Raw genomic sequence first — 14,106 nt, 5'->3', positions numbered from 1 at the left:
GAGTTACTATGCACATGCCTGCCGCAAACCACAAAGTGATCCCGATCACGCCGCTGACCTCGTTCGCCCCGTCCGGCGGCGGCGGCGCCAGCGACATAGACGCTGAGCTCGAGCGTTTCGAGGCCGATGAACGGCTGCGACTCGGTTTGAAAACCGAGCCCAAGCAGTGGCACGACCCACTGCCGAAAAATTTCAGCGCCTCGCAGCGCGCCCACACCACCATTTTGTGTGGCGGACTGACCGCCGCGCACGACCGCCTGATCGGCGCTGCCCTGTGCGGTCTGGGCTATCGCGTGCTGCCGCTCGATCAGCCCGACAACGCCGCGCTGACCCTGGGCAAAGAATTTGGCAACCGCGGCCAGTGCAACCCGACTTATTTCACCGTCGGCAACCTGGTCAAGCACCTGGTGGCACTGCGTGACGAGCAGGGTCTGTCAACGCGCGAGATCATAGAAAACCACCTGTTCGTCACCGCCGGTGCCTGCGGGCCGTGCCGCTTCGGCATGTACTCCACCGAATATCGAAAAGCCTTGCGCGACGCGGGCTTCGACGGTTTTCGCGTGCTGCTGTTCCAGCAAACCGGCGGTCTCAAGCAAGCCACCGGTGACGAGCAGGGGCTGGCCCTCAATGCCAGCTTCTTCTTCAAACTGCTGCAAGCCTTCATGCTGGGCGATGCGATCAACCTGCTGGGCTACCGCCTGCGGCCTTATGAGGTGGTGCCGGGTGCGACCGACGCGGCGCTCGAACGCGCGCGCACCCGCATCGACGCGGCCTTGTGCACGCGGCGCGGCCTGGGCGCCGCGCTGCGCGCGAGTCGGCGCGAACTCGACGCGATCGAGCTCGACCGCTCGCGCGTCAAACCGAAAGTGGCGCTGATTGGCGAATTCTGGGCCATGACCACCGAGGGCGACGGCAACTACGGCTTGCAGCGCTTTTTGGAGCGCGAAGGGGCCGAGGTCGATATTCAGCCGGTCAGCAACTGGCTGCTGTACCTGATCTGGACCGCACGCTTTCAAACCGGCGAGCGCCAGCTCTTGCGTGGCGCAGCCAGCGCCCCGCCCAGCAGCAACACCAGCACGCGCAAGCTGTTGGCCATTCTGTGGCTGGCGCGGCACGCTACCCACCTGTTGTTCCACTGGTACGCACGCCGCCTGGGCCTGCGCGGCTATCACTTGGCCGACATGAAGGCGATTGCCGAGGCGGCGCGCTCGCACTACCACCTCGACGTGCTGGGCGGCGAAGGTCATATGGAAGTGGGCAAACTGATTCTGAGCGCGGTCAAACGCAAGGCAGCGCTGGTGTTGTCGGTCAAGCCCTTTGGCTGCATGCCGTCCTCCGGGGTTTCCGACGGCGTGCAATCCTTTGTCAGCGAGCGTTACCCACAAGCCCTGTTTCTGCCTATCGAGACCAGCGGCGACGGCGCCGTCAACGTCTACTCGCGAGTGCAGATGGCCTTGTTCAAGGCACGTGCGGCCGCGCAGCAGGAAGTGGCCCAAGCCGAGGCTGACACCGGTTTGACGACCGCACACGCCAACAGCGCATGGCTGCCCTGGACCCGGGGCGCGCTCAGCGCCCCGGCGCACTCGTACCGTGCCAGCACCACGGCCGCCAACTGGCTGTACGCACTGGCTCGCTGGCGCAAACGCTTGTGGTTGCGCTCGCCGACGGCCCCTGCCAGCGCACAGCAATCGGGTTGAGCCCGGGGAGCCGCTGAGCCTCTTCGCTCTCAGGGCAGCAGGGCGGCTTTTTTCCAGGCCGCCTGCGCCGCCGGCTGGTCAGCGCGTTCTTCGGCCAGCAGCGCAAGCGCGCACCAGGTGCGGCGCAGCAAATCGGGTTCGCGCAGGCTCTGGCTGGCCAGCCCGAGCAGTTGCGCCGCCTTGCCCCAGAGCTGACGCTGCAAAAAAGCCTGACCGGCCAGATAGTGCAAAAACGGGTTGCTGGGCCGCTGGCGCTGCGCCTGTTCCAGCCGTTCCAGCCAGGTGGCGTCCAGGTCGCCCAGGCCAGGCTCGAAGGCCAGCACCAGCAGCCGTTGCTGCGCTGCGTCTAGCGCATCGAAGTCGCTCCAGAGTGAATCGAGCCAGTCGCGCACCAGGGTTGCGGCTCTGGCACGCTCGGCCGCTGTGGCCGAGCCGGCGCACAACTGGTTGGCGCGCTGTGCTGCCGCCAGAGCCAGATCGGGCCACTGGCGTTCGCTGATGTCCAGGCTGCTCCAGAGCTGTTCGAGTTGATCCAGATCGTGCGTCTGGCGCAGCGCTTCGAGCGCCAGACCACGCACCATGCTGCGTGCCGCGCTGGGCGTAAACGCCCGGTGCTTGGCCAGCAGACGGGCGGTTTCCAGCGCCTCTGTGCTCTGGCCCATGAGTTGCGCCAGGCGCAGGCGCAGGCGCAGCGCCTGTGTGCGGCGCGCCAGGCCAGGCGGCAGTTCTGCCAAGCGGATGCGCGCTGTCTCGGCGTCCCGGTCTTGCAGCGCCCAGCGCAGCGCGCGCAACTGTGCGCCTTCGTGCGCCTGTGCGGCGTGGCGCGCCAGCGCCGGCGCCAGTGCCGCTTGCAGGTGCTGATCGCGCCGCAGCCGGTCTTGCAGCGCGTGCGCGCTCTCGGCAAACAGCAAATGGGCCAGCAGTTCGATCTGCTCGCGGCGCGGCAACAGATCAGGCGTGAGCGATTTCAACTGCGCCAGCGCCTGTTGCGCGGCGGCCTGGGAACGCACGAAACGGCCAGCCAACTGGTTGGACAGCGCGTCCAGCAGCGCGCCCACGGCGGCGCGCTCGGCCTGCTGGTTGCGCCAGCGCCGGGCCTGGGCGGGCAAGGCGCGCAGCGCTGAAAAAGCGCGCAGCGCCAGATGCAGTAACACAAAAGTGCAGACCAGCGCAAACAGCGCGAGATTAAAGGAGATGTCAAAGCGGTACGGCGGCCAAAACAGCGTCAGCACGGCCGCGTTGCGCCCCACCAGCAAGGCCAGTGCCACCGCCAGCGCCGCCAGTCCGAGCCACCAGAACAGCTTGCGCAAAACCCCATCTGCTTTGACCGCCATCAGCGTCCTCCTGCGGCCGCAGCCAATGCAGCCAGGGTGGCATCAGGGCGCGGCACCTGATGCGCCAGCAGGTCTTTGTGTACTGCGCTCAAAATGCTTTTTGCTTCTTGCACCTGCGGCGACAGCGGGTCGAAGTAGCGCGTCAAGGCAGCGTGCACCGTCAGCACGTCGGACTGGCTGCTAAGCAGGTGGCGCCCCAGCAAGCCAAGCCGGGCGTTGAGCAAGGTGAAGCGCAGATTTTCGCGCAGGAAAACCGCTTGTTCGGGCGCCAGCAAAAGGGCCTCGGGCTGCTCGATGCGGCGCACGCGCACCAGATCGCGCGCCGCGAGCGTGAAGTCGGCCCAGACGCGCTCCCATGTGCTGCGCCAAGCCGGCGCCAGGCGGTCCAAGGTCTGCGCCAGCACACCCGGTGCGGCTGGCGCAGCTTCGACCGCCACCGCATCGGCTGCCACCGCATCGGCTGCCACAGCAGCCGGTGCGGGCGGGGTCGGCGCGGGCGCCGCACGCTGGGGCCCGACCGCGTTCAGCAGTGGCCAGTGATCGACTTGACGGCCGAGCTGGTCCAGCCGCAGCACCAGCGTTGCAATATCGGCCAGCGTGGCTGAGTGAATGATCTCGATGTCGCGCGCGATGGCGCGCTGCACCGGATTCAGGCGCGGCTGCGCAGCGCGCGCGATGCGCTGGTCGGCCGCTTGCAGGGCGGCAATCAGGGGTCTGGCGCTGCCGGTGAGTTCGGTTTGTTGCTGCGCCAGCCGCAGGCTGGATTCGAGTTCTTGCACCAGGGCGTCATCGCGCGAGCGCGACAGCGTCAGCACCAGCTCTTCGAGCTGGGTGCGCTGCAGACTGACTTCAGACAGGCGCAGCTCCGCTGCCGCCAGCTGGGTCGCCAGCGCTTGGGTCTGTGCCTGCGTCTGGGCCGCCAGGGTGCTGGCTTGCGCCGCCAGCGCCGCACTGTCCTGACTGCGCCGCGCCAATTCCTGCTGCGTGAAAGCCAGTCGCTGCCAGGTCAGTCCGCTGAGCAGCAGTGCCAGCGCGGCCAGCAGCAGCGCCAGCCGCAGCGGCCAGCGGCCGCCCCCCGGCACCGGCGCAGCGGGCGCTGCCGTTGCGGCGTCGGCCACAGGCCAAGCGAGCGGCGGCGCGGCGGTGCCGGGGGGCGGTGAATCGGGTGTGTTCATGGGCGGCTCCAGTCTGATTCTAGAGCGCGCAACAGATCGGGCAGCGTCGGTCTGATTTCCCATGTCTGGCCGAAACCGGCGGCGCGGGCGGCAGCGGCGATGCGTGGATGCGTGCACAGCGCGCCGGCCCGTATCTCGGCCGACGGCACCGCCCGGTCCGCCAGGGACGCCACCGCTTCGGAGCTGCTGAACAACCAGGCGCTGCCTGCTTCAAGCGCGCCAGCAGCCAGGGCGCGCTGCGTTGGGCTCCAGATCGGTGCGCGGCGCTCGTAGGCGACGCAGCTTTCAACCCGGGCGCCGACAGCCTGGCATTGTCGGATCAGCCAGTCGCGCCCGCTGTCGGCCAGTGCTGCGTCGCTGGGCTCGCTGGTGTCGGCGCAGGTATGGCCGCGCACGATCAAAATGCGGTCGCCGCTGCGCAGTCTGGCTGCCACCAGCGGCCACAGGGCTTGCGAGTCGAACTGGGCGGCGCTGGCGGGCGGCGCATCAATGCGATCGGCGCTGATGCCAAAGTGCGCCAGCGCCAGGCCAAGGGCGCGGGCAGTGCCGGGGCCGGGTGCCCAGAAACGGGTGCGAACCAGACTGCCAGGAGGTGGCGGCGCAAACGCCGCCGGGTCGGAAAAAAAATACCGCACCGCCGCCGTGCTGACGAACATGATGGCATCGGTGGCAAGCCAGTGCGAACGCCACCGCTGCAGCGCTTGGTGTGCCAGCGGGTCTTGCGCTGCGGCGATCTCGAGCAGCGGCAAGGCCTGGGCCGGCCAGCCGTGGGCACGCAAGTCGTGCGCCCAGGCGCTGGCCTCGGGTTCGGGCCGGGTGACGAGCAGGCGCTGCAAGCGGCTGCGTTCGGGCGCAAAGGCCAACGCGGGCATGACCGTATCAGCCGGTAACAGCGGCCGGCTGGGCGCCAGCGGCGCGCAGCGCAGCAGCGGCGCGCTGGCCCAGCAACTCAGCCTGCGCCAGCGTGCTCACCTGCGCGTGCTCAACGACGCGCAGCAGTGGCCCGCGGCCGTCCGGGTCGCCCCAGGCGGCATCGAGCTGCAAGCAGTCTGGCGCCGTCCAGTGGGCATAAGCGGCCAGCGGCACCGAGCAACTGCCGCCCAGTTCGCGCGACACCGTGCGCTCGGCCGCCACGCACAGCCAGGTCGGCTGGTGCACCAGCGGGGCCAGCGCTTCGATCAGGTCGCTGCGCCCGGCGCACAGTTCTATGCCCAGCGCACCCTGCCCAGCGGCGGGCAGCGCGTCGCTAGGCTCGAAAATGTGGCGGATGCGCGACGCCAAGCCCAGCCGTTTGAGGCCGGCCGCCGCCAGCACGATGGCGTGGTACTGACCTTGGTCCAACTTGCGCAGGCGAGTGTCCAGGTTGCCGCGCAGCGGCTCGATGCGCACGTCGTCGCGCCCGAGCGCGTGCAGCGCGGCACGCAACAGCACCAGGCGGCGCAGGCTGGAGGTGCCGACCACGGCCTGCGCAGGCAAATCGGCCAGACCGGCGCAAGTCGGCGAGACCCATGCGTCGCGTGGGTCTTCGCGCTCCAGCACGCAGCCCAGCAGCAGGCCATCAGGCAGCGTCATCGGTACGTCTTTGAGGGAATGCACCGCGATGTCGGCCCGGCCTTCTTGCAGCGCCAGTTCCAACTCCTTGACGAACAAGCCCTTGCCGCCCACTTGGGACAGGCTGCGATCCAGAATCTGATCGCCCAAGGTGGTCATGCCGAGCAGGTTGACGCGATGGCCGCCCTGCTCGAGCCGGGCTTTGACGTGTTCAGCCTGCCACAGCGCCAGGCGGCTCTCGCGGGTGGCAATGGTGATGGACAAGGCGGGGCAGGCGTTTGAATCGGGCACGGTGGGTCGAAAAAAAAATGTTCACGGCCAAGGCGGTGTGGTTACGCCGCAGCTTGCCGTTGAGGCGGCTTTGGATGCTAGCATGGGCCCTGTCAAAACATTTTCGCGCTCCCGCTGCGCAAGTCCCGCATGAGTCTGAGCACCGCCCAGCCCGCTGCCGCCCTCGCCGACTGGATCGAGCCTGTGGCCAGGCCCCAGGCCCGCAACGGCAAGGATCAACCCTTGATCGACGACATCCGTCTGCTCGGGCGTTTGCTGGGTGACGTGATTCGCGAGCAAGAAGGGCAGGCGGTGTTCGATCTGATCGAGCAAATCCGCCAGCTCTCGGTCTCGTTTCGTCGCCACGCCGACCCGGCGGCCGATCTGGCGCTGAAAAGCCTGCTCGAAGGCTTGCCCAGCGAGCAGGCGGTGAGCGTAATCCGCGCCTTCACTTTCTTTAGCCACCTGGCCAATCTGGCCGAAGACCGCCACCACGTGCGCCGCCGCGCGGTGCACGAGCGCGCCGGCAAGTTGCAGCAAGGCAGTCTGGCGCTGACGCTGCAACGCCTGCAAGACGCCGGTATCACGTCCGACCAGGTGCGGCGCGCGCTGGCGAAGTGCCACATTTCGCCGGTGCTGACTGCGCATCCGACCGAAGTGCAGCGCAAAAGCATTCTGGACGCCGAACGCGCGCTGGCGCGCTTGCTGAGCCAGCGCGAGCACCGCGACCAGTTGCCCCCGCGCGAGCAGGCCGACATCGAGGCGCAGATGCGCGCGCGCGTGACGCAGTTGTGGCAGACCCGGCTGCTGCGCTTTACCAAGCTGAGTGTGTCCGACGAAATTGAAAACGCGCTGGGCTATTACGAAAGCACCTTCCTGCCGCAACTGCCGCAGCTTTATCGCGAGTTGGAGCAAGGGCTGTCGGCGCCGGGCGCGCCGCCGGCGCCGGTTGCCAGTTTTTTGCGCATGGGCCAGTGGATTGGCGGCGACCGCGACGGCAACCCGAACGTGACGGCGCAGACGCTGGAGCTGGCGCTGCAACGCCAGGCCGAGCTGGTGTTGCGCCAGCACCTGACGCAGGTGCATCTGCTGGGTGGCGAGCTATCGATGTCGGCCGTGCTGGTTCCGGTCAGTGCGGCCATGCAAGCGCTGGCCGAGCGCTCGCCCGACCGCAACGCGCACCGTCAGGACGAGCCGTACCGGCGTGCGCTGACCGGCATTTATGCGCGCCTGGCCGCCACGCTGAAAAAGCTCAGCGGCACCGATGCGATGCGCCACGCGCTGGCGCCGCAAGACCCCTACGCCAGCGCAAGCGAATTTTTGGCCGATTTGCGCACCATAGAAGACTCTTTGCTGGCCCACCACGGCGCGGCGCTGGTGCGCGTGCGGCTGCAAGCGCTGCTGCGGTCGGTCGATGTGTTTGGCTTTCATCTGGCCACGCTGGACCTGCGCCAGAGTTCCGAGCAGCACGAGGCAGTGGTGGCCGAATTGCTGGCTGCGGCGCGCGTCGAGCCCGCTTACAGCGCGCAGGGCGAGGCCGGCAAGCGCGCCGTGCTGCTGCGCCAGTTGAACGACGTGCGGCCGCTGCGCGTGCCGGGCGCGGCCTATTCGGCCCACACGCACAGCGAGTTGGCGATCTTCGAGGCGGCACGCCAGGGGCGCGAGCGCCTGGGCGCAGCGGCGATTCGCCACGCCATCATCAGCCATACCGAAGCGGTCAGCGATTTGCTCGAAGTGCTGTTGCTGCAAAAAGAAACCGGTCTGCTGCGCGGCCTGCTGAGTGCCGGCCCGCCCAACGCCGTCTGCGAGCTGATCGTGGTGCCCTTGTTCGAGACCATCGAAGACCTGGCGCAGTCGGCCACCATCATGCGCGATTATTTTGCCCTGCCCGGCGTGCGCGAGCTGGTGCAGCGCGGCGCCGCCGACGGCTACGGTGAGCAAGAAATCATGCTCGGCTACTCCGACAGCAACAAGGACGGCGGCATTTTTACCAGCAACTGGGCCTTGTATCAGGCTGAAATCGCGCTGGTGGCGGTGTTTGACGAAATCAACCAAGCCCAGGCCAGACCGATTCAACTGCGGCTGTTCCACGGCCGCGGCGGCACCGTCGGGCGCGGCGGCGGGCCGAGCTACCAGGCGATTCTGGCCCAGCCGCCGGGCACGGTGCGCGGCCAGATTCGCCTGACCGAGCAGGGCGAGGTGATCGGCTCCAAATACGCCAACCCCGAGATCGGGCAGCGCAACCTGGAAACCCTGGTCGCCGCCACGCTGGAGGCCACGCTGCTGCAAACCACGCGCAGTGCGCCGCCTGAGTTCGTGGCGGCGGCGGCCGAGCTCTCGCGCCGCAGCATGGCGGCCTACCGCGCGCTGGTGTACGAGACACCTGGTTTTGCCGACTACTTTTTTGCCGCCACGCCGATCCGTGAGATCGCCGAGCTCAACATCGGCTCGCGCCCGGCCTCGCGCAGGGCAACGCAGAGAATCGAAGACCTGCGCGCCATTCCCTGGGGTTTCAGTTGGGGCCAGTGCCGCCTGACGTTGCCGGGCTGGTACGGCTTTGGTTCTGCGGTGCAGGCGTTTGTGCAGCAGCACGGCCCCGGCGGCGCAGCGCAGCAACACGCGCTGTTGCAGGCGATGCTGCAGCAATGGCCGTTTTTCAGCACCCTGCTGTCCAACATCGACATGGTGCTGGCCAAGAGCGACCTGGCGCTGGCCTCGCGCTACGCCGAGCTGGTGCCCGACCTGGCGCTGCGCCAGCGCGTGTTTGGCGCCATCGAAGCCGAATGGCAGCGCAGCGCCGACGCGCTCACGCTGATCACCGGCCAGGCGCAGCGGCTGGCCAACAACGCCGCGCTGCAACGCTCGATGCAGCACCGCTTCCCCTACATCGATCCGCTGCACCACCTGCAAGTCGAGCTGGTGCGGCGTTTTCGCGCCGGTCTGCACCCGAGTGACCGCGACGACAAGGTCAAGCGCGGCATCCATCTCTCGATCAACGGCATCGCGGCTGGTCTGCGCAACACCGGTTGAGGCCAGCACATGAAACGGCGCGTCGCTGCAACCGATTGGCTGCTCGCCACGCTGGGGCGCGGCCTGCTGTTGGCCGCCCTGTGGTGGACCCTGACCGATGGCCGCACCTATGCCTGGGGCGTGGGCGCGGCCAGCGTGGCCTTGGCGCTGCTGGCCAGTCTGCACCTGTTGCCGCCCGCTTCGAAGCCGCTCTCGTTGCTCGGTTGCCTGGCTTTTGCCGGCTTCTTTCTGCGCCACTCGATCCAGGGCGGTCTGCAGGTCGCTGCGCTGGCGCTGCGCCCGCGCCTGGACATCGAGCCGGCCCTGCTCGATCTGCCCCTGACGCTCGCGCCCGGCGCCGCGCGCGTGCTGCTGCTTTGCACCCTGAGCCTGCTGCCCGGCACCCTGAGCGTGCGCGTCCTGGGCGACACGCTGCGCTTGCACGCGCTCGATCGGCGTCTGGCCGTCCGCGAAGAGATGCGCGCCGCCGAGGCGGCGGTCGCGCGCATTTGGAGATCATCGACATGAACCACCTGGAAGGCGCGCTGGCGCTGTTTTTGCTGTGCAATCTGTTGCTGGCCCTGGTGCGCGCGGCACGCGGACCCACCGCCGCCGACCGCATGTTGGCCGCCTTGCTGTTTGGCAGCACCGGCGTCGGTGCGCTGCTGCTGCTGGCGCACGCCGACGGCGCCGCAGCGGTGCGGGCGGCGCTGCTGGACGTGGCGCTGCTGCTGGCCTTGCTGGCCGCCATTGCCGGTCTGGCCTTCGCCCTGCGCGCCTGGGGCCGGGAGAGCCGCAATGACCGAGCCTGAAGCCGACCTGCGCAGCGGCCAGGGGCCAACCCCGCCGTGGCTGCGCCGTGCCGTCATCGCCGCTTTGCTGGCCGGCCTGTTGCTGGTCGGCTTCGTCGTCATGCAGCCATTCCTGGTCGCGCTGGCCTGGGCCGCGATCCTGAGCTTTGTCACCTGGCCGCTGCTGCTGCGGGTGCAGGCGCGGCTGGGCGGCCACCGGGCCTGGGCGGCATTCGTCATGACGCTGCTGCTGACCCTGCTGCTCAGCGGCATCTTGCTGTGGATGGTGTTGCTGCTGCGCGGCGAGCTGACGCTGGCGCTGACCGAGTTGGCCGCGCTGCTCGAAGGCGGCGTGCAACTGCCCGAGGCTGTTTTGCGCCTGCCCTGGCTGGGCCCCTGGCTGCAGGAGTTGGTGCTCGAAATCGGCGCCGATCAGGCCGCCTGGGGCCGTTACGCCAGCACGCTGGCCCAACAATGGGCCGGTTCGGCGCTGCGCGTCGCTGGCGACCTGGGCGTCAACCTGATGCTGTTCGTGGTCTCGCTGCTGACCTGCTTCTTTCTCTTTCGCGATGGCGACCGCCTGCTCGAGCAGTTGCGCAACATCCTGCGCGGCCTGCTCGGCGAGCGCGTGCAGAGCTATTTTGCCGCTGTGGGAGACACCACGCGGGCGGTGGTCTATGGCATTTTGCTGGCGGCCATCACCCAAGGCGTGATGGCCGGTCTGGGTTATTGGGCCGCCGGGGTGACGGCGCCGGCGTTCTGGGGTGCGACCACCGCGCTGGTGGCGCTGATTCCGTTTGGTGCGCCGCTGATCTGGGGTCCGATCGGCATCTGGCTGCTGCTGCAAGGCCAGATCGGCGCCGGCATCGGCCTGCTGCTGTGGGGCATGCTGGCGGTGAGCTGGATCGACAACCTGGTGCGCCCGCTGGTCATCAGCGGCGTGGCCAACATCCCGTTTCTGCTGGTGTTGTTTGGCGTGCTCGGTGGCTTGGCCGCCTTCGGCCTGGTCGGCCTGTTCGTCGGGCCGGTGATTCTGGCCGTGCTGCTGGCGCTGTGGCGCGAATGGGCCGCCGCCCATGCTGACCCCGGTGTGCGGAGCGAGCCATGAGCGAGCTGCTGACCTGGTTGAGTCACGCCTTGCTGCTGCTGGGTGCAGGCTTTTATTTCGCCGGCACCGTCGGCCTGCTGCGCTTTCCGGACGTCTACGCCCGCTTGCACGCGCTGACCAAGGCCGACAACCTGGGGCTGGGCTGCATCGTGCTCGGGCTGGCCTTGCAGGCCGAGCACCTGAGTCTGGTGCTCAAGCTGTTGCTGATCTGGGCGCTGGTGCTGCTGGCCAGCACCATGCTGGGCTACGCCATTGCCGGGCGTGCCGACGCGTTGGGCATCAAACCCGCCCAGCAAGGGTCTGCGCGCTCATGACGGCGGCCTGGCTCGACTGGTTGGCGCTGCACGCAGCCTGGGCGCTGGCGTTCTCGGTGCTGGGACTGGTGGCGGCGCTGGCGCTGCTGCCGCTGGTGCTCTCGCGCCTGCCGGTCGATTATTTCTGTGCGCGCCGACGCCGTGCCGTGCCCCAGCGCCACCCCGTGCTGGCGCTGGCGCTGGCGCTGCTGCGAAACCTGATCGGCGGCTTGCTGGTGCTGGTCGGGCTGATCACGCTCTTTACCCCTGGTCAGGGGCTGGTGACGCTGCTGGCCGGGCTGATGATCGCCAACTACCCGGGCAAATACGCCCTGGAGCGCTGGCTGATCAAACGCCCGCGCGCGCTCTCGGGCGTGAACTGGATGCGCGCACGTTCGGGCCAGCCGCCGCTGCTGCACCCGGACGAATGCGGCGACGACGAGACCGACCCAGCCCAGCCAGCGGCAGGCAACGGAGCACCCCATGACCCTTACAGCCACTGAGTCCGGCACCGAGCTCTATTGGCTAGACGCCTGGTGGCGCGCGGCCAACTACATCTCGGTCGGACAGATTTACCTGCTCGAGAACCCGCTGCTGCGCGAGCCACTGAGTGCCGCACACGTCAAGCCGCGGCTGCTTGGCCACTGGGGTACAACGCCGGGGCTGAACTTCATCTACGCGCACCTCAACCGCGTCATCAACAGGTTCGACCTTGACGTGCTCTACATTGCCGGCCCCGGCCACGGTGGCCCGGCGCTGTTTGCCAACACCTGGCTCGAAGGCAGTTGCGGCGAGATCTATCCCCACCTGAGGCGCGACGCCGAGGGCATGCGCGAGTTGCTGCGGCAGTTCTCTTTTCCCGGCGGAGTGGGCAGCCACGTCGGCGCCGAAACGCCGGGCTCGATCCACGAGGGCGGTGAACTCGGTTATGCGCTCTCGCATGCCTTCGGTGCGGCGTTCGACAACCCGGAGTTGATCGTTGCTTGCGTCATTGGCGACGGCGAGGCCGAGACCGGGCCGCTGGCTGCTGCCTGGCACTCGAATAAATTCCTCAACCCCGCCAGCGACGGCGCGGTGTTGCCTATCCTGCACCTCAACGGCTACAAAATCGCCAACCCGGCGTTGCTGGCGCGCATCCCGCACGCCGAGCTGCTGGCGCTGTTGCAGGGTTATGGCTACCAGCCGTATTTCGTCGAAGGTTCAGAGCCGGCGGCGATGCACGCGCAGATGGCGGCCACGCTCGACGCGGTGCTGGCCGAGATTCGTGCCATTCAGCGCGCCGCACGCGCTGGCGCCCGCAGCACGCCGCTGCAGCGGCCGCGCTGGCCGATGATCGTGCTGCGCAGCCCCAAGGGCTGGACCGGCCCCAAGCACGTCGACGGCAAGCCGAGCGAGGGCAGTTGGCGTTCGCACCAGGTGCCGCTGGCCAACACCGCGCACGATCCGGTCCAGTTGCAGCAGTTGCAAGACTGGCTGCTGAGCTACCGGCCGCAGGAATTGTTTGATGCACAGGGCGCGCCGCGGGCTGAAATAGCCGCCCTGGCGCCCCAAGGGACGCGCCGCATGGGAAGCAACCCGCACGCCAACGGCGGCCTGCTGCTGCGCGCGCTGCGGCTGCCGGATTTTCGCGCCTCGGCCGTGGCCGTACCGCAGCCCGGCGCGTGCGATGCACAGGCCACGCGCGTGCTGGGTGGCTATTTGCGCGAGGTGATGCGGTGCAACCTGGCGGCGCGTAATTTTCGCGTCGTCGGCCCGGACGAAACCGCCTCCAACCGGCTGGATGCTTTGTTCGAGGTGACGGGGCGCACCTGGCTGGGTGAGTACCAACCCGACGACGAGGGCTTGTCGGCCGATGGCCGCGTGATGGAAATCCTCTCCGAGCACACCTGCCAGGGCTGGCTGGAAGGCTATTTGCTGACCGGGCGGCACGGTTTTTTTTCTTGCTACGAGGCCTTCATCCACCTGGTCAGTTCGATGTTCAACCAGCACGCCAAATGGCTCAAGGTGTGCAGAGAGGTCCCCTGGCGCCGCCCGATCGCCTCGCTCAACTATCTGCTGACATCGCACGTCTGGCGCCAAGATCACAACGGCTTCTCGCACCAGGACCCCGGCTTCATCGACCACGTGGTGAACAAGAAAGCCGACGTCATCCGGGTCTATCTGCCGCCGGACGCGAACACGCTGCTGTGCGTGACCGACCGCTGCCTGCGCTCGCGCAACCTGGTCAACGTCATCGTGGCCGGCAAGCAAGCGGCGCCGCAGTGGCTGGATATGGATGCCGCGATCAAGCACTGCGCGGTCGGCATCGGCATTTTCGAATGGGCCAGCAACGACGTGGATGGCGAGCCCGACGTGGTGCTGGCCTGCGCTGGCGACGTGCCGACGCTGGAGACGCTGGCCGCCGTCGATCTGCTGCGCCAGCACCTGCCCGCGCTCAAGGTGCGCGTCGTCAACGTGGTCGATCTGATGAGCTTGCAGCCGCGCGAAGAACACCCGCACGGCCTGTCGGAGCGCGACTTCGACACCTTGTTCACCACTAAACAGCCCATCATCTTCGCCTACCACGGCTACCCCTGGCTGATCCACCGCCTGAGCTACCGGCGGCGCAACCACGGCAACCTGCACGTGCGCGGCTACAAGGAGGAGGGCGGCACCACGACGCCGTTCGACATGGCGGTGCGCAACGACCTGGACCGCTACCACCTGGTGTGCGACGTGATAGACCGCGTGCCCACGCTGGGCTACAAGGCCGCGCGCATCCGGCAATTGATGCGCGACAAACTGATCGAGCACCGCGAGTACATCGAACGCCACGGAGAAGATTTGCCGCAGATTCGGGATTGGCGTTGGCCCGCCGCCATCGCCGGCGGCTGAGGCC

Annotated in this window: 12 protein-coding genes; 8 read left to right on the top strand and 4 right to left on the bottom strand. The window is 68.1% G+C overall.

The features are described 5' to 3' along the window. The first annotated feature begins 8 nt into the window (after nt 1–8). Complete coding sequence (locus EST26_RS07895) at nt 9–1,697, top strand: hypothetical protein (RefSeq protein ID WP_291066807.1); 1,689 nt, start codon at nt 9–11, stop codon at nt 1,695–1,697. Between the two features lie 29 nt (nt 1,698–1,726). Here the strand turns inward: EST26_RS07895 and EST26_RS07890 are convergent, their stop codons facing one another. From EST26_RS07890 to hemC, 4 genes are read right to left on the bottom strand one after another with little or no spacing between them, the layout of a single operon-like run. After that, nucleotides 1,727–3,031 (bottom strand): heme biosynthesis HemY N-terminal domain-containing protein, encoded by a 1,305-nt coding sequence (locus EST26_RS07890; RefSeq protein ID WP_291066805.1) that lies wholly within the window; start codon nt 3,029–3,031, stop codon nt 1,727–1,729. After that, nucleotides 3,031–4,206 carry a uroporphyrinogen-III C-methyltransferase gene (locus EST26_RS07885; protein ID WP_291066804.1) on the bottom strand — a complete coding sequence of 392 codons (1,176 nt, stop codon included), beginning with the start codon at nt 4,204–4,206 and terminating at the stop codon, nt 3,031–3,033. Before EST26_RS07885 ends, EST26_RS07890 begins: the two co-directional genes overlap by 1 nt. Then, entirely contained in the window at nt 4,203–5,078 is an 876-nt protein-coding gene (locus EST26_RS07880) for a uroporphyrinogen-III synthase (RefSeq protein WP_291066802.1), read from the bottom strand. The genes EST26_RS07885 and EST26_RS07880 overlap by 4 nt, the downstream gene beginning before the upstream one ends. Nucleotides 5,079–5,085: 7 nt before the next feature. Further along, entirely contained in the window at nt 5,086–6,048 is a 963-nt protein-coding gene (gene hemC, locus EST26_RS07875; protein WP_291066800.1) for a hydroxymethylbilane synthase, read from the bottom strand. 129 nt (nt 6,049–6,177) lie between these two features. Here hemC and ppc point away from each other — a divergent pair, with 129 nt between their 5' ends. The 7 genes from ppc to EST26_RS07840 are packed head-to-tail and all read left to right on the top strand — an operon-like array spanning nt 6,178 to nt 14,102. Then, nucleotides 6,178–9,057, top strand: a complete 2,880-nt coding sequence (ppc, locus tag EST26_RS07870) for a phosphoenolpyruvate carboxylase (RefSeq protein WP_291066798.1) — start codon at nt 6,178–6,180, stop codon at nt 9,055–9,057. 9 nt (nt 9,058–9,066) lie between these two features. Beyond that, a complete protein-coding gene (locus EST26_RS07865) occupies nt 9,067–9,564 on the top strand; it encodes a Na+/H+ antiporter subunit E (RefSeq protein ID WP_291066796.1) in 498 nt (165 codons plus the stop codon). After that, on the top strand, nt 9,561–9,848 hold the full coding sequence (locus EST26_RS07860; protein ID WP_291066794.1) for a cation:proton antiporter: 288 nt from the start codon (nt 9,561–9,563) through the stop codon (nt 9,846–9,848). Before EST26_RS07865 ends, EST26_RS07860 begins: the two co-directional genes overlap by 4 nt. Further along, nucleotides 9,835–10,935 carry an AI-2E family transporter gene (locus EST26_RS07855; protein WP_291066792.1) on the top strand — a complete coding sequence of 367 codons (1,101 nt, stop codon included), beginning with the start codon at nt 9,835–9,837 and terminating at the stop codon, nt 10,933–10,935. Before EST26_RS07860 ends, EST26_RS07855 begins: the two co-directional genes overlap by 14 nt. Continuing rightward, on the top strand, nt 10,932–11,249 hold the full coding sequence (mnhG, locus tag EST26_RS07850; RefSeq protein ID WP_291066791.1) for a monovalent cation/H(+) antiporter subunit G: 318 nt from the start codon (nt 10,932–10,934) through the stop codon (nt 11,247–11,249). The genes EST26_RS07855 and mnhG overlap by 4 nt, the downstream gene beginning before the upstream one ends. After that, the gene (locus EST26_RS07845; RefSeq protein WP_291066789.1) at nt 11,246–11,731 is read left to right on the top strand and encodes a PGPGW domain-containing protein; all 486 of its coding nucleotides are present in this window, start codon (nt 11,246–11,248) and stop codon (nt 11,729–11,731) included. Before mnhG ends, EST26_RS07845 begins: the two co-directional genes overlap by 4 nt. Beyond that, nucleotides 11,712–14,102, top strand: coding sequence for a phosphoketolase family protein (locus EST26_RS07840; RefSeq protein WP_291066787.1), 2,391 nt, complete (start codon nt 11,712–11,714; stop codon nt 14,100–14,102). The genes EST26_RS07845 and EST26_RS07840 overlap by 20 nt, the downstream gene beginning before the upstream one ends. Nucleotides 14,103–14,106 lie beyond the last annotated feature (4 nt).

This window comes from Hydrogenophaga sp. (assembly GCF_014773545.1).
Classification (GTDB): domain Bacteria; phylum Pseudomonadota; class Gammaproteobacteria; order Burkholderiales; family Burkholderiaceae_C; genus Hydrogenophaga.
Note: the sequence above shows the minus strand (reverse complement) of the source record. Positions and strands in the feature narration are given on the sequence as shown.

Bases quoted from the DNA above. Each gene is read 5' to 3' on its own strand.
- EST26_RS07840 (WP_291066787.1), top strand. From the start codon at position 11,712: ATGACCCTTACAGCCACTGAGTCCGGCACCGAGCTCTATTGGCTAGAC.
- EST26_RS07890 (WP_291066805.1), bottom strand. From the start codon at position 3,031: ATGGCGGTCAAAGCAGATGGGGTTTTGCGCAAGCTGTTCTGGTGGCTC.
- ppc (WP_291066798.1), top strand. From the start codon at position 6,178: ATGAGTCTGAGCACCGCCCAGCCCGCTGCCGCCCTCGCCGACTGGATC.
- EST26_RS07860 (WP_291066794.1), top strand. From the start codon at position 9,561: ATGAACCACCTGGAAGGCGCGCTGGCGCTGTTTTTGCTGTGCAATCTG.
- EST26_RS07845 (WP_291066789.1), top strand. From the start codon at position 11,246: ATGACGGCGGCCTGGCTCGACTGGTTGGCGCTGCACGCAGCCTGGGCG.
- EST26_RS07885 (WP_291066804.1), bottom strand. From the start codon at position 4,206: ATGAACACACCCGATTCACCGCCCCCCGGCACCGCCGCGCCGCCGCTC.
- mnhG (WP_291066791.1), top strand. From the start codon at position 10,932: ATGAGCGAGCTGCTGACCTGGTTGAGTCACGCCTTGCTGCTGCTGGGT.
- EST26_RS07865 (WP_291066796.1), top strand. From the start codon at position 9,067: ATGAAACGGCGCGTCGCTGCAACCGATTGGCTGCTCGCCACGCTGGGG.
- EST26_RS07895 (WP_291066807.1), top strand. From the start codon at position 9: ATGCACATGCCTGCCGCAAACCACAAAGTGATCCCGATCACGCCGCTG.
- EST26_RS07855 (WP_291066792.1), top strand. From the start codon at position 9,835: ATGACCGAGCCTGAAGCCGACCTGCGCAGCGGCCAGGGGCCAACCCCG.
- EST26_RS07880 (WP_291066802.1), bottom strand. From the start codon at position 5,078: ATGCCCGCGTTGGCCTTTGCGCCCGAACGCAGCCGCTTGCAGCGCCTG.